The 24,098-nt window shown below is 69.0% G+C and carries 1 protein-coding gene; it reads right to left on the bottom strand.

Annotated elements, in window-relative coordinates; all coding sequences use genetic code 11:
- Position 1: 1 nt before the first annotated feature.
- Entirely contained in the window at positions 2–24,088 is a 24,087-nt protein-coding gene (locus EV192_RS56675; RefSeq protein ID WP_132126268.1) for a type I polyketide synthase, read from the bottom strand.
- Positions 24,089–24,098: the final 10 nt, after the last annotated feature.

Genomic DNA, 24,098 nt, shown 5'->3' with positions numbered 1-24,098 from the left:
CTCAGCTCCCCAGCTCTTTGTCGATCAGGTCGAAGATGTCCTCGCCGGTCGCGGCGGCGAGATCGGCGTCGTCCGGTTGCTTGATCTCGGCCAGCATCTCCCGCAGCCGGGCCGCGACCCGTTCGCGGACATCGGGTCGTAGCGATGGCAACGCCTCGCCGAGCCGGTCGAGCTGGCCGAACGGATCCGGCTCGCCGTCCTTGAGGACCAACTCCGAGCGGACGTACCGGGCGAGGGCCAACGGGGTCGGGTAGTCGAACACGAGCGTCGCGGGCAGCCGTAGGCCGGTCGCCGCGGTGACCCGGTTGCGCAGCTCGACCGCGGTCAGCGAGTCGAACCCGAGGTCCTTGAACGCCCAGTCCGGGTCGACCTGGTCGGCGGACGCGTATCCCAGCACACCCGCGACCTGCGCGCACACCAGATCGACCAGCGCCTGTCCACGTTCCACTTCGGATATCGCGGCCAGCCGGTCGGGCAGCTCGGCGCTTTCGTTGTCCGCCGCGCGTGCCGTCGGCCGGGCCGCGCTCCGGACCAGGCCGCGCAGCAGTGGCTGGAGCGCCGGGCCGAACGACCGGAGACTCGGGAAGTCCAGGTTCACCGGCACCAGCGCGGGCTCGTCGGTCGCCGTAGCCGCGTCGAACAAAGCAAGCCCTTGCTCCGTCGACAACGGCACCAGCCCGCCGCGCGCAATCCTCTGTCCGTCCATATCAGACAGATTCGCGGCCATCCCGGTTTCCCAAGCGCCCCAGGCGAGTGAGGTCGCTGGGAGCCCCTGTGCCCTGCGGTGCGCGGCGAACGCGTCCAGGAAAGCGTTTGCGGCGGCGTAGTTCGCCTGGCCGGCCGACCCGAACGTGCCAGCAACCGAGGAGAACAGGACGAACCCGGCCAGATCCATGTCCCTGGTCAGCTCGTGCAGGTTGACCGCCGCGTCCACTTTGGGTCGCATCACATTCGCGAGCCGGTCCGGTGTCAGCGCGGTGATCACGCCGTCGTCGAGCACACCCGCCGCGTGTATCACCATGGTCAGCGGATGCTCCTCGGGGATGGCCGCGAGCAACTCGGCCACCTGGCTACGATCGGCGACATCACACTGCACGACGGTTGCCTCAACGTGCTGGACTGTCCCACCGCTTCGGCTGGCCAGCACGACATTGCGTACGCCCCGCTCGACAAGGTGCCTGGCCAGGACCCGGCCGAGACCGCCGGTGCCGCCGGTGATCAGGACCGTGCCGTTCGGGTCCATTTCGGCCGGAATGGTGAGGACGACCTTGCCGATGTGCTTGGCCTGGCTGACGAACCGGAACGCCTCAGGCGCACGCCGGACATCCCACGTGGTGACCGGCAACGGTGTCAGCGCACCTTCGTCGAACAGCCTCAGCAGGTCCGCGAGCATCTCGCCGATCCGCTCCGGGCCGGCTTCGACCAGGTCGAACGCCCGGTAGCGGACACCCGGGTACTGGTCGGCGACCTCCTCGGCGGACCGGATGTCGGTCTTGCCCATCTCCAGGAACCGACCGCCGCGCGGCAGCAGCCGCAGGGAGGCGTCCACGAATTCACGGGCGAGTGAATCCAGTACAATGTCGACACCGCGGCCGTTTGTGACGGTAAGGAACTCTTCCTCGAAGTCCAACGTTCGCGAGGATGAAAGGTGCGCGGCGCCGCGGACCATTGCTTGCTTGGCCGCGCTGGCGGTGCCATAGACAGTGGCCCCCAGATGCCGGGCCAGCTGCACCGCCGCCATGCCGACCCCGCCGGCAGCCGCATGCACGAGCACCGACTCGCCCGGCTTGACGTCGGCCAGGTCGACCAGCGCGTAGTACGCGGTCAGGAACACGATCGGCGTCGACGCGGCCTGCGGGAACGACCAGCCCGCCGGGACCGGGGCGACCATCCGGTGGTCAGCGACGACCTCCGGCCCGAACGCCCCGAAGAACACCCCCATCACCCGGTCACCCGGCACCAGCCCGACCACCCCCGGCCCGACCTCGGTGACCACACCCGCGCCCTCACCGCCGAGCGGCCCCGCCTCCCCCGGGTACATGCCCAACGCGTTGAGCACGTCCCGGAAGTTGAGCCCAGCCGCCCGAACCGACACCCGCACCTGACCCGCCCGCAGCGGCTCGGGCGCGACCGGCACCAGGCGGAGGTTCTCCAGCACCCCATCGTCCGACGTGCCCAAACGCCAGTTCGGCGCGTCCGGCACGGCCAGCAATTCGTCGGTCGACACCCGAGCCAGGCGCGGCACCCACAGCGCGCCGTCCCGCAGCGACAGCTGCGGCTCACCGGACCCGATCGCGCGCGGAAGCAGGTCCGCCAACGACGACAACCGAGCCCCATCCGAGCTGGCCGCCCGTAGCGGCAGATCCTCCGACAGCGACAGCCCAGCCCCATCCCGCCCAGCGGCCCCTAGCGGCAGCTCGTCCACCCGAGCCCCGCCCTGGCCAGCGGCCCGCAGCGGCAGATCCTCCGGCAGCGACACCCGAGTCCCACCCCGGCCGGCGCCCCGTAGCGGCAGATCCTCCGGCAATGACACCCGAGCCCCATCCCGGCCAGCGGCCCGCAGCAAGGGCTGAGCCTCACCAGCCCCGACCATCTGCGGCAACACGTCCTCCGCCAGCGACAGTCGACCACCCGAGCCGACCACCCGTGAGTCCTCCTGGCCGGGCAGGTCGATGAGGACGAATCGGTCCGGGTGTTCCAGCTGGGCCGACCGCACCAGGCCCCAGACGGCGGCCGTCTCGGGATCCTCGATGCCGTGGGTGACGAAGGCGAGCCGGCCGAGGTCCTTCGCCAGCCACGCCTGCACCAGAGCGAGGGCCTCCACAGCATCCCCGCGCCACGATGTCAACACTAAAACCGTTTCAGCAGAAATTTCGTCGAGTTTTCGGGGTGTGATGCCCAGCAGGGCTTCGTCGCCGAGGACGGCCCAGTGTGCGGTTGGTGCTGGTTCCGCGTCCAACGGCACCCATTCGGTGCGGAACAGGGAATCCGTTCGGGTGTTGGCGCCGCCAGTGACTTCACGCAGGGTGAGGGATTCGATCGACGCCACCAGTTGTCCGCTGTGGTCGGCGACGGCGATCTCTACCGCGTCCGGCCCGACCTGGGCCATTCGGACTCGCAGGGCGGACGCGCCGGCCGCGTGCAGCGACACGTTCTGCCACGCGAACGGCAGCCGGCCGCCGACGTCGTCCAGGTGCACGAACATCACCGCGTGCAGGGCCGCGTCGAGCAGTGCCGGGTGCAGGCCGAACTGGGTGGCGTCCGCTTCGACCTCGGCGGGCAGTTCGACCTCGGCGAAGACCTCCGAGTCGCGTTGCCACACCGCGCGCAGGCCGCGGAACACCGGGCCGTAGGCGAACCCGGCGGCGGCGAACCGGTCGTAGAAGTCGTCGACCTGCGCGGCCACCGCGCCGACCGGCGGCCACACGTCGAACGAGACATCCGAGCGTTGCGAGCCGCGGGCCAAGAGGCCGCTGGCGTTGCACGTCCACGCGTCCTCCGGAGCCTGCTCGGGCCGCGAGTACAGCTCGATCGACCGAGTCCCGGACGAGTCCGGCGCACCGACCCGCAACTGGAGGTGGACCGCGCCACGCTCGGGCAACACCAGGGGCGCGGCCAGGGTGAAGTCCGCGACGCGGTCACAGCCGACCTGGTCACCGGCCCGGATCGCGAGTTCGAGGAAACCTGTGCCCGGGAACAAAACCGTGCCGGACACCGCGTGGTCGACCAGCCACGGATGGGTCTGCCGGGACAGGCGCGCGGTGAACAGGACGCCGTCCGTGCCGGCCAGTCGAACGGCCGCGCCCAGCAGTGGGTGATCCGCCGGCGTCAGGCCCGCCGACGCGACGTTCCCAACGACCGCGGCGAGCTTCGGCCAGTAGCGCTGGCGTTGGAACGCGTACGTGGGCAAGGCGACTGCCTGCGCATCACGACCGGCGAACACCGCCGACCAGTCCAAAGAGGACCCGTCAACCGCCAATTGGCCAATCGCGGCAGTCAAAGCGCGTACCTCGGACCGGTCCTTGCGCATGAACGGAACGACCGTCGCGTTGTCCATGGCCGTCAACACAGCGTCAGGCCCCAACTCCACGAACCGGGTCACGCCTGCCAGGTGAAGCGTTTGCATCGAGTCGTGGAACCGGACTGTCGCGCGGACGTGCTCAACCCAGTAGTCCGGCGAACCCAGGTCGCTGATCTGACCGGTTACATTGGACACAATCGGAATCCGGGGCTCGGTGTACGGCACCTCCGCCGCGACCCGACGGAAGTCGTCGAGCATGTCATCCATCAGCGGCGAGTGGAACGCGTGACTGACCCGAAGCCGCCGTGTCCTGCGGCCGAGCGTGACGAAATGCTCGGCAATCGCGGTCGTCGCGGCCGCCGAACCGGAGACCACAATGGACTCCAAACCATTGATGGCCGCGATTCCGGTGGTGTCGACCAGGAGCGGGGTGACCTCGGCCTCGGTAGCCTGGATCGCGATCATCGCCCCTCCGGCCGGCAGTGCCTGCATCAACCGGCCGCGCGCGGCGACCAGTTTGCACGCGTCAGCAAGGGAAAACACACCGGCCACGTGTGCGGCGACGAGTTCGCCGATCGAATGCCCGCACAGGTAGTCGAACGTGAGCCCGAACGACTCCGCCAGCCGGAACAACGCGACCTCGATCGCGAACAGGGCGGGCTGCGTGTAGGCGGTCTGGTCGATCACGTTCTCGTCGGACAGCACGTCCCGCAGCGGCCGGTCGAGTTCGGTGTCGAAATGCGCGCAGACCTCGTCGAGCGCCGCGGCGAACACCGGGAACTCCTCGTACAGTTCACGGCCCATGCCGGCGCGTTGCGCGCCCTGGCCGGTGAACAACGCCGCAGTCCGGCCGTCCTTCGTCTGCGAACCGCGCAGGACATTCGCAGCAGATGTGCCAGAGGCTAGCGCAGCCAGTCCTGCGCGGAACTCGGCGATCTCGCTGCCGATGATCACTGCCCTGTGCTCGAACGCCGAGCGTGAGGTAGCCAACGAGTACGCGACATCGAGTGGACGCAATCCATCCACACTGGACTCAAGCCGTGTCGCCTGCGCTTCGAGCGCGGCGACATTCCGGCCTGACACCATCCAGGCAACGGGAGTTTCATGGTCCGGGAACACGCGACTCGGTGTCCCGGAACGCGAGACACGCGGGTTGATGGGGGCCTGCTCGATGATGACGTGGGCGTTGGTGCCGCTGATTCCGAAGGAGGAGACGGCGGCTCGGCGGGGGCCGTCGTGGGTGGGCCAGGGTTCTTGCTCGGCGGCCAGACGGACCGCGCCGGCCGACCAGTCGACGTGCGGGGTCGGCGAGTCCACGTGCAGGGTCCTTGGCACAATGCCGTGGTGCATTGCCAGGACCATCTTCATCAGCCCGGCGACACCGCCCGCGGCCTGGGTGTGGCCGATGTTCGACTTGATCGAGCCGAGCAGGACCGGCTGGTCTCGGTCCTGGCCGTAGGTCGCCAACAACGCCTGCGCTTCGATCGGGTCGCCGAGCGTGGTTCCGGTGCCGTGGGCCTCCACCGCGTCGACGTCCATTGTCGACAGTCCGGCGTCGGCAAGCGCGGCCCGGATCACCCGCTGCTGCGAAGGACCGTTGGGGGCCGTCAAGCCGTTGGACGCGCCGTCCTGGTTCACCGCCGAACCTCGCAGCAGAGCGAGTACAGGGTGGCCGTTGCGCTGCGCGTCTGAAAGACGTTCCAGCAGAAGCATTCCGACGCCTTCGCCCCAGCCGGTGCCGTCCGCGGCCGCCGCGAACGCCTTGCACCGGCCGTCCCGGGACAGCCCGCCTTGCCGGCTGAAGTCGATGAAGCCACCCGGGGTCGACATGATCGTCACGCCGCCGGCCAACGCGAGCGAGCACTCGCCTCGACGCAACGCTTGCGCCGCGAGATGAATCGCCACCAGAGACGACGAACACGCCGTGTCGACGGTGACTGCCGGGCCTTCAAGTCCGAGTGTGTAGGCGATCCGGCCGGTGACGACGCTGGCGGCGTTGCCCGTGCCGAGGTAGTTGTCCAGACCTTCGGCGGAGTTCATCAACAGGTGCATGTAGTCCTGGCCGTTGGTGCCGGCGAACACCCCGGTCGTGCTGCCGCGCAGGGACGCTGGATCGATCGCGGCTCGTTCCACCGCCTCCCATGACGTCTCCAACAGCAGGCGTTGCTGCGGGTCCATCGCCACCGCCTCGCGCGGCGAGATCCCGAAGAAGGCCGGGTCGAACTCGCTGACGTCGTCCAGGAATCCGGCCTGCGTCGCGTAACTTACTTGACTGGACGCGGGATCCCGGAGGTCGGCGAGGTCCCAGCCGCGGTCGGTCGGGAAGTCGCCGATCGCGTCCGTCCCACCCGCCAGCAGCGCCCACAGGTCCTCAGGCGACCGCACGCCACCTGGGAACCGGCAGCTCATGGCCACGATCGCGATTGGGTCCGTGTCGGTTGACGCTTCACGCGGCGCGGGCACCGACGGCCCTGTGTCGGTCAGGTCCGCGAGCAGATAGCGGGCCAGCGCGGTCGGTGTGGGGTGGTCGAAGATCAACGTGGCGGGCAGCCGCATGCCGGTCACCCGGCTCAAGCCGTTGCGGAACTCCACTGCCGTCAACGAATCGAACCCGAGATCCTTGAACGCCCGCACAGCGTCCACGGCATCGGCGCCGGGGTAGCCGAGCACGCCCGCGACCGCAGAACGAACCAAGTCCAGCGCTGCACGTATGCGTTCCACTTCGGACAGTCCACTGAGCCGATCGTCGAAGCTCGTTCCGACTACCACTTCCTGCGGCGCTTGGACGAACTGCTGTGCGTCCGGCAGGTCCCGCAGCACCGGCCGGGGCCGGGCGGAGACGAAACCGGGAACGAACTTGTCCCAGCCGATGTCGGTGACGGTCATGGTGGCCACGTCGTGGTCCAAGGCCCGTTGCAGGGCGGACAACGCCAGGTCAGGCGGCATCTCGAAGACACCGCTGCGACGCATCCGGGCGGCGACCGCCGGGTCTTCGCCGGCCATGCCACCGCCGGCCCACGCACCCCACGCGATCGACGTGGCCACCAGCCCGTTGGCGCGCCGGTACTCGGCCAACGCGTCGAGATACGCGTTGCCCGGCGCGTAGTTCCCTTGGCCGGGGCCGCCGAATGTGGCCGCCGTGGAGGAGAACAGGACGAACGCGGACAGCTCTCCGGTCAGTTCGTGCAGGTTGATCGCGGCGTCCACTTTGGGCCGCAACACCTTGTCGATCCGGTCGGTGGTCAACGTGTTGACCACGCTGTCGTCCAGGACCGCCGCGGTGTGCATCACAGCGGTCAACGGCAGGTCAGCGGGGACAGACGCGAGCAGGTCAGCGACGGCCTGTCGGTTGGCCATGTCACAGGCCGCCACGGTCACCCGCGCCCCCAGCGACGTCAACTCGGCTTCCAGGTCGACGGCCCGTGGAGCTTCGCGACCGCTGCGGCTGGTCAGCAGGATGTGTTCGGCGCCGTTTCGGGCGAGCCACCGAGCCACTTGAGCACCAAGAGCGCCCGTGCCGCCGGTGACCAGCGTCGTACCCTTCGGCCGCCAGGTCTCGTTCGCCGTCTCATTATGTGCGACTCGCACCAATCTGCGAGCGAACACACCGGACGCGCGCACCGCCACCTGGTCCTCGGCGTCGAGTCCGGAAAGGACAGCGCGGACCCGGCCGGCTGTCCGGGTGTCGAGCGCTTCGGGCACGTCGATCAGGCCACCCCAACGTTCCGGGTGCTCCATGCCGGTGACCCGACCGAGCCCCCAGACCAGGGCCTGCTCGGGTACGCGCAAGTGGTCGGACCGACCGACGGATACCGCGCCGCTCGTAACAATCCACAATGGAGCTTCGACCCGCGCGTCACCCAACGCCTGGATCAGGACGACCGTGTCGGTCAGTGCCCGCGGCGCCGAGCTGTACTCCTCGTGCCTCCGGTCGTCCCACGCCAGCAAGGACAGCACGCCGTCGACCGGGCCCGCGTCGACGATCCTGCCGGCGAGCACCTCCCGGTCGAGGTCGCCGTCCACCCGGGCGAACTCGATACCAAGCGCTTGCTCGAACTCGGCTGTATCAAGCCCGGCAGGGACGACCAACAGCCACCGACCGGTGAGACTGTCCGGACCGTCGGGCACGGGACGCCACGCGATCCGATACCGCCATGAGTCCACTGCGGACTCGCCCCGGCGGCGACGACGCCAGGTCGACAGCGCCGGGAGCACCTCGCTCAGCGGTGCGTCACCGTCAACCGCCAACGTGTTCGCCAGAGAAGCCCAGTCCTCGTGTTCGACCGCGTCCCAGAACTTCTCGTCGACCGGGTCTGCCGAGGCAACGTCCGTCTGGCCGAGCTCAGGCCAGTACTGGCGCCGCTGGAAGGCATACGTGGGCAGTTCCACCACCCGGGCGGCCCCGAACACCGCCTGCCAGTCGGGGCTGACACCCCGGACGTGCAGTTCGGCGAGCGACGTCATGAACCGGGTGAGGCCACCTTCGTCGCGCCTTAGCGACCCAACGGCGACCGCGTCCACCACGGTCTCCTGAACGGCCATGGCCAGTACGGGATGCGCGCTGCACTCGACGAAGACCTGGAAGCCATCCTCGGCCAGACCCCGTGTGGCCTCCTCAAAGCGAACGGTCTGGCGCAGGTTTTGGTACCAGTACCCGGCGTCGAGGGCGGTCGTGTCCAGCCAGCCCGCGGTCAAGGTCGAGTAGAACGGGATCTCCGAGGGCCTGGGTTCGATCGGCGCCAGCGCGTCGAGCAACTGGTCCTCGATTTCGGCCACCTGCTCGGAGTGCGAAGCGTAGTCCACCGGGACTCGCCGAACCCGGATGCCCTCGGCCTCGCACTCGGCGATCACGGCGTCCAACGCCTCAGGCGACCCAGAGATCACCACCGAACTCGGACTGTTGACCGCGGCGATGGAAACGGGCGGCACCCCACCCGCAAGCGCCCGCCCAGCCGAGCCCCACCGCCGAGCCACATCCTCCGCCGGCAACCCGACCGACACCATCCCACCCCGACCAGCCAGTACCTCACCGATCGCCTTGCTCCGCAACACCACAACCCGCGCCGCATCGTCCAACGACAAAGCCCCAGCCACACACGCTGCCGCGATCTCGCCTTGGGAATGCCCCACCACGGCCTGCGGCTCAACCCCGTACGACCGCCACAACGCCGCCAACGACACCATCACCGCGAATGTGACCGGCTGAACCACGTCCACCCGATCAAGCTCAACCGAATCCCGCAGAACCTGAGTCAAGGACCAGTCAACGTACTCCCCCAACGCCTGTTCGCACTCAGCCATCCGCGCCGCGAACACCTCGGACTCCAACAACTCCCGAGCCATCCCCACCCACTGCGACCCCTGACCAGGGAAGACAAACGCCAACTTCCCGTCGACATCCGCCACCCCTTCGATCAGAGTGTCGCCCAGCAGCACAGCCCGATGTTCGAAAGCCGCCCGCGTTGTCGCCAACGAGAACCCGACATCCACCGGATCGGCCTCGACCGTTCGAAGGCGTTCCACTTGGGACTGCAAAGCCTCGGCGGTACGTCCCGACACCACCCACGGCACGACTCGATCGCTCCGCGTGGAGACATCGGCGAGCGCCTCGGGGCCTTGCTCCAGGATGATGTGGGCGTTGGTGCCGCTCATACCGAAGGAGGAGACACCGGCGCGACGCCGGTCGTTCGACCACGGCATCGCTTCGGTCAGCAGGCGGACGTCACCGGCGGTCCAGTCGACGTGCGGGGAAGGCGAGTCCACGTGCAGGGTTCGCGGCAGCAGGCCGTGCCGCATCGCCTGGACCATCTTGATCACGCCGCCGACTCCGGCCGCTGCTTGGGAGTGCCCGATGTTCGACTTCAACGAGCCCAGCCACAACGGTGTTTCCCGCTCCTGGCCGTAGGTCGCGAGCAACGCCTGGGCTTCGATCGGGTCGCCCAGCGACGTTCCGGTGCCGTGCGCCTCCACCGCGTCGACGTCTGTTGTGGACAGTCCGGCGTTCGCCAGCGCCGCGCGGATCACCCGCTGCTGCGAAGGACCGTTCGGCGCCGTCAGACCGTTCGACGCGCCATCCTGGTTCACCGCCGAACCTCGGACCAGAGCAAGCACTTGGTGGCCGTTGTGCCGCGCGTCGGACAGGCGCTCCAACAACACCATTCCAGCGCCTTCGCCCCAGCTGGCGCCGTCGGCCGCGGCGGCGAACGGCTTGCTGCGGCCGTCGACAGCCAACGCCCGCTGGCGGCTGAACTCCACCAGCGACATCGGACTCGCCATCACGGTCACCCCACCGGCCAACGCGAGCGAGCAGTCGTTCTCCCGCAGCGCCTGGCATGCCCAGTGCAGTGCGACCAACGAGGACGAACATGCGGTGTCCACGGAGACAGCAGGCCCTTCGAGGCCCAAGGTGTACGACACCCGTCCAGACAGGACACTCGGCGAGTTGCCAGTGCCGATGAAGCCTTCGAAACTGTCCTTGGCTGCCACCAACAGGCCACTGTAGTCCTGATAGGTCACTCCGGCGAACACACCGGTCTGGCTGCCACGCAAGGAGATCGGGTCGATGCCGGCCCGTTCCACCGCCTCCCAGCTGATCTCCAGCAGGATCCGTTGCTGCGGGTCCATCGCGACGGCCTCACGTGGGCTGATGCCGAAGAAGTCCGCGTCGAACCGGCCGGCGTCGCTGAGGAATCCACCTTCCCTCGCGTAGCACGTGCCCGGGTGGTCGGGATCCGGGTCGTACAACGCCTCCATGTCCCAGCCGCGGTCGGTCGGGAACGGCGCGATCGCGTCCGTCCCGGTCGCCACGAGCTGCCACAGGTCCTCCGGCGAACGCACACCGCCGGGGTAGCGGCAGCCCATGCCGATGATCGCGATCGGCTCGTCCACCGGCGCGGTACGGGTCGGCGCCACAACATCGGTGGTGCCGAAGATCTCGGCGGCGAGGTACCCGGTGAGGCTGATCGGTGTCGGGTAGTCGAACACGAGCGTCGCCGGCAGCTTCAACCCGGTGTCCTCGGTGAGCCCGTTGCGCAACTCGACCGCGGACAACGACGTGAACCCGAGTTCCTTGAAACTGGTGCCCAGCTGGACGGCCTCCGGTCCGGAGTGTCCGAGTACGATCGCGGCCCGGCCGCGGACGATGTCCAGGAGCACACGTTCCCGGTCTGCCTCGGCGAGCCCGGTCAGCCGGTTGCGCAACCCCGAGTCAACGGCCTTACGGCGAGCCGGTTTCGGCAACGAAGTGACCAATGACGCGGGCAGCCCCCGGCCCTGCCGTCCACGCACCAACGCCTCAAGGACAGCACCGCCGGCCGCGAGGGTGTCGTGGTCCATGGTCGGCGCCAACACCACGAACGCCTTCAGGTCCCCGGTCAGCTCGGCCAGGTTCAACGCGATATCGAGATTTTCCCGGACGATCGCGGACTGCCGCAGGTTCGACTCCTCGGTCGCGGCAAGCACGCCGACGTGCACGACCGCGGCCAGATCGTCGAGCCGTGCCAACAGTCTGGCCAGCTCGTGGCGGTCCGCCGGATCGCACTCGTCTTCGGCGACGACCACGTGATGCGCGGCGAAATGCAGCCGGATCTCGTCGGTGGGCGAACCGGTCAGCAGCACAGTGCCGTCCCATTCGCCGATCGTGTCGTCCCGCTGCGGTCCCCGAGTGAAGACCTTCCCGTCCCGCACGACCAGCCTTGTCTCGCCTGAAGCAAGCGCTTGGGGCAACGCGCGCAACGACGTCGAGTCATCGACGTCGACCAGCACGAACCTAGAGTCGAGCATCCCCCACAACGGTGCTTCGATGACGTTTCCAGTGTGGACGCCGCGGGTCAGGAACACCAACCGCGACGAAGCCAGGGCGTCCAGGCTCGACCACTCTTGAACAAGCGCTTGGGCACGTTGCGCCACAGCCCACAGCGCCCACGATGGGTCCTCTGTGTCCTCAGGCACGCACGACACCACGACCGCGTCCGGAACGCTGGTTCCCATCGCGATCGACGCGGCCAGCGACCGTAGGTCCGAATAGGACTCGAAGGTGTTCAACGACGCACTCAGGGCGAGGTCATCGAAGCCCACAATGGCCCAGTTCTGGACTCGCGTGCCCGTGATGGGAATCCAGTCGGTCGGGGTGAGGTCGTGCGTTACTGGACGCAGGGTCAACGCGTCCACCGAAGCTACAGGTGCGCCAGTTGTGTCGGCGAGTGTCAGGGCGTAGGTCGCCTCGCGGCCGGTCGGCGAGATCTTGACCCGAAGGGCCGTCGCACCGGACGCGTACAACGTGAAACCGTTCCAGGAGAACGGAAGAAGCTCACCTTGAACGCCGAACGACAGGGTCTGCAACGCCGCGTCCAGCAGGGCTGGGTGTAGGGCGAACTCGCCCGCCTGCGCCGGCAGCTCGACCTCGGCATACAGGTCGTCGCCGACCCGCCAAGCCGCCTGAAGCCCACGGAACGTGGGGCCGTATACAAACCCCGGCCTGGCGTCGTAGAGCCCCATAACGTCGACGCTCTTACCAGGGGGTGGCCATTCGGTGAGCGCGGCGGGTGGTTCGGCGGCGATCCCGAGGGTGCCGTGGGCGTGCCGGACCCACGGCCCGTCTCCGGCCCGGGAGTACACCCCGAAGGCACGGTCGTCCACACTGACCTGGAGCTGCACGCTTCCGGTGGCGGGCAACACCAGCGGCGCCTCAAGGACGAGCTCGTCCACCCGGTCGCAGCCGATCTGGTCGCCCGCGCGCACGGCCAGTTCGACGTAACCCGTGCCCGGGAACACGATCTCGTCCCGCACGACGTGCTCAGCGAGCCACGGATGCTCCCGCACCGACAGCCTGCTGGTGAACACGTACCCGGAGTCGGCGAGGGCAACGGCGGCGCCGAGCAGTGGATGGGCGGGGTCGCTCTGCCCCAGCGCGGCGAGATCACCCGTGGTCACGGGCACGTCCAGCCAGAACCGTTCGTGCTGGAAGGCGTAAGTCGGGAGGTCGACCCGCCGTGCGCCGGGGAAGAAGGCGTTCCAGTCCGGGCTGAAGCCGTCGACGTGCAACTGCGCAACTGCGGTGATCAACGCGTCGACGTCGGGCTTGTCCTTGCGGGACAACGGAACCACGACCAGCTCTGGATCGAGGAACTCCCGGGCCAAGCCGGACAGCGCGCTGTCGGGGCCGACTTCCACGAACCGCACCACGCCTCGCGCCCGCAGCGCTTCGACCGCGTCGTAGAACTTGACAGTGTCACGGACCTGGCGGACCCAGTACTCCGGCGTGTCGACGTCCCCGGCTATCGCGATGGCCGGGCGGGAGTACCGGATGCTTTCGGCGACGGTACGGAACTCCGCCAGCATTCCGTCCATGTGGTGGGAGTGGAACGCGTGGCTGACTTTGAGGCGCTTGCCGTCGTACCGCTTGACGAGTTCCAGCACCGCGTCCTCGTCACCGGACACGACGATCGACGCGGGCCCGTTGACGGCCGCGATGCTCACCCTGTCGTCCAGCACCACGTCCGCCGGGGAGACGCGGAGGGCGGCCATCGCGCCCCCAGTCGGCAACGCCTGCATCAGCCGCGCCCGCGCGGCCACCAACCGGCAGGCGTCGTCCAGGTTCATCGCTCCGGCGACGTGGGCCGCGGCCAGTTCGCCGATGGAGTGGCCCAGCAGGTGGTCGGGGATCAGGCCCCAGGACTCCACCAGCCGGTACAGGGCGACTTCGACCGCGAACAACGCCGGCTGGGTGTGTCCGGTCTCGTCCAGGCCGTCGCCGCCGAAGACCACGTCCCGCAGTCCGGGCTCGAACCGCCCGCACACCTCGTCGAACGCCGAGGCGAACACCGGGAACGTCTCGTACAGCTCCCTGCCCATCCCGGCCCGTTGCGCGCCCTGGCCGGTGAACATGAACGCGGTCTTCCCCGGTGTGACCGAGCCGCGCACCACCCCGGCCTCGCCCGCCGCCACCGCCCGGAGTCCGCGAAGCAGCGCGTCCCGGTCCGAGCCCACGACCACGGCCCGGTTGTCGAACGCGGACCGCGCGGTTGCCAGCGACAACCCAATGTCAACATTCGGACAATCCACCACGGACAGCAGCCGCTCGGCCTGCCCCCGCAACGCCCCCGCACTCTTCGCCGACAACACCCACGGCACCGGCCACGCCACCGGCACCCGCACCGGCTCCGGCTGCTCCGACGAACCCGCGTGTCTCGCGTTCCCGGACACCGTGTCGCGCGTAGCCGGCGCCTGTTCGATGATCACGTGGGCGTTGGTGCCGCTGACACCGAACGCCGACACGGCCGTCCGGCGCGGGTGCCCGTTCTCCGGCCACGGCACCAGCTCGGTCAGCAGCCGAACGTTCCCCGCGGACCAGTCGACGTGCGACGACGGTTCGCTGACGTGCAACGTCTCGGGCAGCATTTCGTGGCGCAAGGCCATGACGGACTTGATGATCCCGGCGACCCCGGCGGCGGCCTGGGTGTGTCCGATGTTGGACTTCACCGACCCTAGCCATAACGGCGTTTCGCGGTCCTGGCCGTAGGTCGCGAGCAGTGCCTGCGCCTCGATCGGGTCACCCAACGACGTCCCGGTGCCGTGCGCCTCCACGGCGTCGACATCCGAAGTGGACAGACCAGCGGACGCCAGCGCCGACAGGATCACCCGCTGCTGCGAAGGACCGTTCGGCGCCGTCAAACCATTCGACCCACCATCCTGGTTCACCGCCGAACCCCGCACCAGAGCAAGCACTTGGTGGCCATTGCGGCGGGCGTCGGACAACCGCTCCAGCAACAGGACACCGGCACCTTCGGACCATCCCGTGCCGTCGGCGTCGTCCGAGAACGCCTTGCACCGGCCGTCCGGCGCCAACCCACGCTGACGGCTGAACTCGACGAACGCCCCGGGTGTCGCCATCACGGTCACCCCACCGGCCAACGCCATGGTGCATTCGCCGCGCAGCAACGCCTGAGCCGCCCAGTGAACGGCCACAAGCGATGACGAACACGCGGTGTCGATCGTGACCGCGGGTCCTTCCAGCCCGAACGTGTACGCGACGCGTCCAGATAGGACACTGCCGGCGTTGCCGGTCAGCAGGTGCCCGCCCAGCCCTTCGGGGGCTTCACGCAGGCCGGAGGCGTAGCCGGACGTGCCCGCGCCGACGAACACACCAGCCTGACTCCCTCGGACGGACGCCGGGTCGATGCCGGCGCGTTCGAACGCCTCCCACGCGATCTCCAGCAACAGCCGCTGCTGCGGGTCCATCGCGAGTGCCTCACGCGGCGAGATCTCGAAGAACGCGGGGTCGAACTCGGCGGCGCCGGTCAGGAACCCGCCATCGCGCGAGTAGCTCTTGCCCGCTCGGGACGGGTCCGGGTCGTACAGCGACTCGTCCCACCCCCGGTCGCCCGGCCACACCGAGATCGCGTCCCCGCCGGCCGCAAGCAGCTGCCACAACGCCTCGGGTGTGTCGATCCCGCCGGGGAACCGGCAGCTCATACCGACGATCGCGACCGGCTCGTCGACCGCCGCGATAGCACGGACCTCCCTGCGCACCAAGCCGGTCCGCAGGTGCTCGACGAGCGCGGCGACGGTCGGGTAGTCGAACACCAGGGTCGCCGGCAGCTGCTGGCCGGTCGCGGTGATCAGCCGGTTGCGGAACTCCACGGCGGTCAGGGAGTCGAATCCGAGGTCGCGGAACGGTCGTTCCGGGTGGATGGCCGTGGCGTCCGTGTGTCCGAGGGCCGCCGCGGCTTCCGCGCGGACGAGTTCCAGGAGATCCACGCCAGTGATATCCACAGTGGACTCCACTGTGGTCACCGGGGTATCGATCAGCTCCGACAGCAGCGGGCTTGGGCGAACGGACGTGAAGCCGGGTGCGAACTTGGCCCAGTCAACGTCCACTATGGTCACAGTTGTCTCGCCGCTGTCCATGGCGCGACGCAGTTCGGCGATGGCCTGCTCGGGCTTGAGCGGCGCGAGGCCACGGCGACGCAACTGGTGTTCGTCGGTGACCATTCCACCGCCGGTCCACGGACCCCACGCGATGGACAACGCCGGCAGGCCGAGCGCCCTGCGTTGTTCGGCAAGCGCGTCGAGCGCCGCGTTGCCGGCCGCGTAAGCCGCCTGGCCGCCGCTGCCCCACACACCGGCGATCGAGGAGAAGAACACAAGCGGCCGGTCGCCCAACAGTTCGTGCAGGTTACGGGCCCCCGTGAGCTTCACCGACAGCACGTCGTGGAGTTCAGCCTGGCTCATGTCGGCCACCGCGGTCGCCTGCGGTAACCCGGCCGCGTGCACAGCGGCGTCGATCGTGAACTCCCGCAGCACCTCGGCCAACGCGGCCCGGTCAGTCACGTCGCACGCCGCGACCGTGACCCTATCCCCCAGTTCGGGCACGGGCAGGCCACGGCGACTGGTCAGCACCACGTGCTCGGCGCCGTTCGCCAGGACCCAGCGGGCGACATGAACGCCGAGCGCGCCTGTGCCGCCGGTGATCAGGACAGTGCCTTGCGGCCGCCACGGTGTCGTCGGCGCCTGGCGCGGTGCCCTGACCAGGCGTCGGGCGAACAGGCCGTCAGGCCGGACCGCCACTTGGTCTTCGCCCAGTCCGGCCAGGACCGAGATCAGCCGGGCACAGGCCTGGTCGTCCAATATGGACGGCAGGTCCACCAAGCCGCCCCACCGGTTCGGGTGCTCCAGGGCGACCACGCGGCCGAATCCCCACACCGCCGCCTGTTCCGGGCCGGCGCCGCGGGTGACACACCACAGTGGAGCGTCGATCCCCGCGTCACCCAACGCCTGCACCAACGTGAGAGCGCTTGCCAGGTCCGCTGTGCACAGCACACCGGACACTCCGGGGACGAGTCGCTCGACCAAACGCGCACGGTCGGTGTCCGGTTCGATCACCACGACGTCCGTGCCCGTTCCCGCGAGGACGTTCTCGCCGACAACCAGCCACGTCCCGGACAGGGTCGCGGTGGTGTCCGGGACGGGTGTCCAAGTCACCCGGTAGCGCCAGTCCTCGGTGTCGTTCTCAGGGAGCCGCGGCCAGTAGCGTTGCCGCTGGAACGGATACGTCGGCAGGTCCACCCGCCGGGCGGCGGGGAACACGGCTGTCCAGTTCGGACTCAGGCCGTCCGCGTGCAACCGGGCGATCGCCGTGATCACCGTTTCGGCTTCCGACTTACCCTTGCGCAGCAGGGGAACCGCGAAGCCGTCGACGAGCGCGGAGAGCACGCCGTCCGGTCCCACTTCGACGAACCGCCGGACCTGGCGCTCGGCGAGCCACGTAACGCCGTCGTGGAACCTGACCGTGTCCCGGACCTGACGCACCCAGTACTCCGGCGTGCACACGTCCCCGCCGACCATCGGTATCGAGGGCTCCGAGTACCGAATCCGCTCGGCCACCTCACGGAACTCGGCCAGCATGCCGTCCATGTGGTGGGAGTGGAACGCGTGGCTGACCTTGAGGCGCTTGCCCTCGAACCGTTGCGCCAGCTCCAGAACCGCGTCCTCGTCACCCGACACCACGACCGAACCGGGGGTGTTGATCGCCGCGATGCCGACCCGGTCCGACAGCAACGGAACGATCTCCGCTTCGGACGCCTTCAGTGACGCCATCGCGCCACCGGGCGGCAACGCCTGCATCAGCCGGCCCCTGGCGTCCACCAACCGGCACGCGTCGGTCAGCGAGAACACCCCGGCGACGTGCGCGGCGGCCAGTTCACCGATGGAGTGACCCAGCAGGTAGTCCGGGGTCAGGCCCCACGACTCCACTAATCGGAACAGCGCCACCTCGATCGCGAACAACGCGGGCTGGGTCCACCCGGTCTGATCCAGGTCCTCGCCACCGAAGACAACGTCCTTGAGCGGCCGATCGAAGTGCGCGCACACGTCGTCGAACGCCGCCGCGAACACTGGATACGTCTCGTACAGCTCGCGGCCCATGCCCGCCCGCTGGGAACCCTGGCCGGTGAACAGGAACGCCACCTTGCCATCGCGGACCAGGCTGACCCCGGCTTCACCAGCGGCCACAGCTGCCAGACCGCGGTCGATCTCGGCGCGGTCCGACCCTACGACGACCGCCCGGTACTCAAGCGCCGCCCGTCCCGTGGCCAGCGAGAAGCCAATGTCAACATTCGGACAATCGTGGACGGGCAACAGTTGAGCGGCCTGAGCCCGGACAGCCGCCTCGGAGCGCCCAGACAGGGGCCACAGCACGGGACCCGGGGCCCGCGAAAGGGGAGCCGCAGTCTGCGAGACGGGACCTGCGGCCAGCGAAACCGGACCCTCACCCAGCGAGACGGGATCTGCATCCCCCGAACCGGGAGCCACACTCAGTGAGACGAGCCCCGCAGCCCCCGAACCAGAAGCCTCACCCAGTGAGACGAGCCCTACAACCCCCGAACCGCGACCCTCACTCGGTGAGACGAGCCCTGCAGCCCGCGAAACCGGAACCTCACCCAGCGAGACGGGATCTGCAGCCCCCGAACCGGGACCCACACTCGGTGTGACGAGCCCTGCAGCCCGCGAAAGGGGAGCCTCACTCGGCGAGACGGGACCTGCGGCCGGCGAAGTGTCCTCGTGGGTCGACTCCGGGGCCTGCTCGATGATGACGTGCGCGTTCGTGCCGCTGACACCGAACGAAGAGATCCCGGCTCGCCGCAGGTCACCCGACCATTCGACGGGCTCGGTCAACAACCGGACGTTCCCCGCCGACCAGTCGATCCGGGTGGACGGCTCGCTCACGTGCAGTGTCTTCGGCAGCACCCCGTGGCGCAGCGCCATGACCATCTTGATCACACCGGCCACCCCGGCAGCCGCCTGAGTGTGCCCGATGTTCGACTTCACCGACCCCAACCACAACGGCCGGTCACGATGTCCGAATGTTGACATTAGGGCATTAGCCTCGATCGGATCCCCCAACGAGGTCCCAGTGCCATGCGCCTCCACCACGTCAATGTCGAATGTTGACATTCGGGCATTCGCCAACGCCGACAAAATCACCCGCTGCTGCGAAGGACCATTCGGCGCCGTCAGACCGTTCGACGCGCCATCCTGGTTCACCGCCGAACCACGGACCAAAGCAAGCACTTGGTGGCCATGGCGTTGGGCGTCGGACAACCGCTCGACCATGAGCACGCCGACGCCCTCGGACCATCCGGTGCCGTCCGCGTCCTCCGAGAACGCCTTGCACCGGCCGTCCGACGCCAACCCACGCTGACGGCTGAACTCGATGAACGCCCCCGGAGTGGACATCACGGTCACACCACCGACGAGAGCGAGCGTGCATTCCCCCTGCCGCAAGGACTGCGCCGCCCAATGCAAAGCGACCAAAGAGGACGAACACGCCGTGTCGACCGTGACCGCCGGCCCCTCCAGGCCGAACGTGTACGACACCCGGCCGGACACGACACTGGCGGCGTTGCCCGTGCCCACGTGCCCTTCCAGGCCCTCCGGGACCTTCGCCAGCAACGCCGGGTAGTCCTGGCCGTTGGTGCCGATGAACACACCGGTCCGGCTGCCGCGCACCGACGCCGGGTCGATCCCGGCCCGTTCGAACACCTCCCACGACGCCTCCAGCAGCAGCCGCTGCTGCGGGTCCATCGCGAGCGCCTCACGCGGCGAGATGCCGAAGAAGTCCGGGTCGAAGTCCGTTGCCCCACTGAGGAAACCACCGAGCAGGGAGTACGTCGTGCCGGGGTGGTCCGGGTCCGGGTCGTACAGCGCGCCGATGTCCCAGCCGCGGTCGTCGGGGAACGACCCGATGGCGTCCTCGCCGGACACCAGGAGCCGCCAGAGGTCCTCGGGCGACCGGACACCGCCGGGGAACCGGCAGCTCATGGCGACGATCGCGATCGGTTCGTCGGTGGCGCCGGTCGTGATGACCTCGACGGCCTGCCGTGTTCCGGTCAACTCGGCGTGCAGGTGGTCGGCCAGCACGGCCGAGGTCGGGTAGTCGAAGACGAGGGACGCTGGCAGGCGCAGGCCGGTTGCCGCGCCGAGGCCGTTGCGCAACTCGACCGCGGTCAACGAATCCAGGCCGAGGTCGCGGAACGCCTTCGTCGGGTCGACCGAGTCCGGCCCAGTGTATCCGAGGACTGTCGCCGCCTGTGCACGAACCAGCGCGAGCAAGTCGTCCCGGGAGAAGGTCGCCGGGGTTTCCAGCGGGGTGTGCGTCTGGTGGAACGCACTGATCAGAGGGCTGGGCCGCGCCGCAGTGAAGGCCGGGGCGAAGCGAGCCCAGTCGATGTCGACGACGACCAACGCGGTCTCGTCGCAGTCCAGTGCCCACTGCAGCGCGGCGATCGCGAGGTCCGGCGGCATCGCGGACACACCGCTCTTGCGCGACCGGACGCCCGCCGCCATGCCTCCGTCCGCCCAAGGCCCCCAGGCCACCGACGTTGCCGGCAGGCCAAGGGATCGGCGGTGCTCGGCCAGTGCGTCCAGGTACGCGTTCGCAGCCGCGTAGTTGCCCTGGCCCGGCGAGCCGATCGCGCCCGCGAACGACGAGAACATGACGAACGCGGACAGGTTCCGGTCGACCGTCAACTCGTGCAGGATGGCCGCGGAGTCCGCTTTGGACCGCAACACGGTCGCCAGCCGGTCCGGGGTCAACCCGTCCAGCACGCCGTCGTCCAGCACACCCGCCGCGTGGACGATCGCGGTCAGGTCCGGCAACGAGTCCAGCAGTTCGGCCACTGCCGCACGGTCGGACACGTCACACGCGACGACCGTGACCCGTTCATCCGAGTCAACGCCTCCGCTGCGACTGGCCAGGACGACCCGTCCGGCACCGTTGTCCAACAGCCAGCGACGCACGTGCGCACCCAACGCGCCTGTTCCACCCGTGACCAGCACTGTCCCCTGTGGACGCCACGCTCTGGTGGGCGTACCGGTGGCCCGCACCAGCCGCCGGGCGAAGAGGCCGGACTCACGAACGGCCACCTGGTCCTCGACGTCGCCGGACACGACTGCCCGCAGCCGGACGTCACTCAGGTCCGGGACGTCCACCAGGCCGCCCCACCGCTCGGGGTGTTCGAGCGCGGCAACTCGGCCCAGGCCCCAGATCCGGGCGTCACCGGTCGCACACCACAGCTTGGCCGGGATCTCGGCGTCGCCCAGGGCCTGCAACAGAGTGAGAACGCCGGACACGGAGTCGAGGGTCGACAGTACTCCTGCCAGAGCCGTGTCGCCCACCGCGTCGCGGAGACGGGCGGCGAGTGTGGCTCGGTCCGGATCGCCGTTGACGACGATCGCGTCGTCGAAGCCATGGGGCACAACGGAATCCTGGGCGACGATCAGCCAGATTCCCGGCACCACAGCGGGTTCGTCCATCGGAACCCACGAGGTACGGAACCGCCACTCGGTTCCCTCTTCCACTGGCCCCAGCCAATAACGCCTGCGCTGGAACGGATATGTGGGCAGGTCGACCGTTCGGCCGCCCCATGGCGCGAACACGGCCGTCCAGTCCGGCGAGAAGCCCTGGACGTGCAACTGGGACAGGGCGGAGATCGCGGTCCGCGTCTCCGCCCTGTCCTTGCGCAGCAGCGGCACCGCGAGCGCGCCGTTGAGTTCGCGGTTGACCAAGCCGGCCAGAACTCCGTCAGGTCCCAGTTCCAGCGCCTTGGTCACGCCACTGCCGGCAAGCCACCGCACGCCGTCGTGGAAGCGGACCGCCTCCCGGACGTGCCGTACCCAGTACTCGGGGGAACACAGGTCCGCGGCGGTCGCGAGCGAACCGGTGACGTTCGAGACCACCGCGATGGTCGGGCTGTGGTAGGTGATCGTCTCGGCGACGCGGCGGAAGTCGGCCAGCATCCCGTCCATCCGCGGCGAGTGGAACGCGTGACTGACAAGCAAGCGCTTGCTCTCGAACTTCGCCCCGATCGCCAGGACGGCGTCCTCGTCCCCGGAGACCACAATGGACTCCGAGCCGTTGACGGCGGCGATGCTCACCCGCTCCGACAACAGCGGCGAGACCTCGGCCTCGGACGCCTTGAGCGACACCATCGCGCCACCCTCGGGCAACGCCTGCATCAACGCGGCCCGCGCGCCGACCAACCGGCACGCGTCCGCCAGCGAGAACACCCCGGCCACGTGCGCGGCGGCCAGTTCACCGATCGAATGCCCCAGCAGGTAGTCCGGGGCCAGACCCCACGATTCCGTCAGCCGGAACAGCGCCACCTCCAGCGCGAACAACGCGGGCTGCGTCCAGCCGGTCTGGTCCAGGTCCCGACCTTCGAAGACGACGTCCTTCAGCGCGCCGTCGAAATGCCCGCACACCTCGTCGAACGCGGCCGCGAACACCGGGAACGCGTCGTACAGCTCGCGTCCCATCCCGGCGCGTTGCGAACCCTGGCCGGTGAACAAGAACGCGGTTTTGCCCGCGGTGACTGTTCCTTGCAGGGCGCCTGGGGTGCCGATCGCGGCGAGCCCGGCCCTGATGTCGTCGGCATTGGTCGCGAGCACAACGGCCCGGTGGTCAAGTGCGGCCCTGCCGGTCGCCAAGGAATGGGCGAGGTCCAACGGCTCCACTGAGTCTATAATGGACGCCAGGTTGGCCGCCTGGGCGCGCAGGGCTTCGGCGCTGCGGGCGGACACGAGTACCGGGAACGTCGCCGGAATCGCCCGGTCGGCGGGTTCGGTCTCGACGGCCGGACCCTGATCCAGGTTCAGGTCCGGGGCTTGCGTCAGGATCGCGGCCGGAGCTTGCGTCAGGACCGTGTCCGAGGCTCGCGTCAGGACCGCGGCCGGGGCCTGCTCCAGGATCACGTGCGCGTTCGTCCCGCTGACCCCGAACGCGGACACACCGGCCCGGCGCGGTTGCCCGGTCTCCAGCCACTCCTGCGCCTCGGTCAGCAGCCGGACGTCACCGGCGGTCCAGTCGACGTGCGCGGACGGCTGGTTCACGTGCAGTGTCTTCGGCAGCAGGCCGTGCCGCATGGCCAGGACCATCTTGATGACACCAGCGACACCGGCGGCGGCCTGGGTATGTCCGATGTTCGACTTTACCGACCCCAACCACAGCGGCCGGTCACGATGTCCGAATGTTGACATTAGGGCATTAGCCTCGATCGGATCCCCCAACGAGGTCCCGGTACCGTGCGCCTCGACCGCGTCAATGTCGAATGTTGACATTCGGACATTGGCCAACGCCGCCTGGATCACCCGCTGCTGGGCGGGACCGTTCGGAGCCGTCAGACCGTTGGACGCGCCGTCCTGGTTCACCGCCGACCCGCGCACGACCGCCAGCACCGGATGCCCGTTGCGCACCGCGTCCGACAGGCGCTCCAGCAACAGCAGCCCGACGCCTTCGCTCCAGCCGGTGCCGTCGGCGGAGTCGGAGAACGCCTTGCACCGGCCGTCCCGCGCGAGCCCGTTCTGCCGACTGAACTCGGCGAACACACTCGGGGTGGACATGATCGTCACACCACCGGCCAACGCCAGCGTGCTTTCCTTCTGCCGCAACGACTGCACGGCGAGGTGCAACGCGACGAGGGACGACGAGCACGCGGTGTCCACTGTGACAGCGGGACCTTCGAGGCCGTACGTGTACGCGAGTCGACCGGAGATCACGCTGCCCGCGTTCCCGGTGAGCAGATGCCCTTCCACGCCTTCGTTGCTCGCGCCCACGCCGTACCCGGACGGCGTGGCGCCGACGAAGACGCCGGCCGCGGTGCCTTTCAGCGTGGTCGGGTCGATTCCCGCGTGTTCGAACAGTTCCCAGGACGTCTCCAGCAACAGTCGTTGCTGCGGATCCGTCGCAAGGGCCTCGCGCGGGGAGATCCCGAAGAACTCGGCGTCGAACTGGTCCGCGTCGTGGACGAACCCGCCTTCCGGGGCGTAGCCCGCGTCCAGGTCGACCGTCCAGCCGCGGTCGGCCGGGAACGCCGACATCCCGTCGACGCCGTCGGCGACGAGCCGCCACAGGTCCTCGGGTGAGCGAACCCCGCCCGGGAACCGGCAGCTCATCGCGACGATCGCGACCGGTTCCTGCTCCGCGTCGGTCAGCTCCCGCAGGCGCTGCCGGGTCTCGTGCAGGTCAGCGGTGACCCACTTGAGGTAGTCCCGGAGCTTGTCCTCGTTCATGTGACCTCTC

Origin of the sequence: Actinocrispum wychmicini, assembly GCF_004345645.1 — a bacterium.
Taxonomy (GTDB): Bacteria; Actinomycetota; Actinomycetes; order Mycobacteriales; family Pseudonocardiaceae; genus Kibdelosporangium; species Kibdelosporangium wychmicini.
This window is presented reverse-complemented; position numbering and strand designations above follow the sequence as displayed.

Coding starts and splice junctions, on each gene's coding strand:
- EV192_RS56675 (WP_132126268.1), bottom strand. CDS start 24,088: ATGAACGAGGACAAGCTCCGGGACTACCTCAAGTGGGTCACCGCTGAC.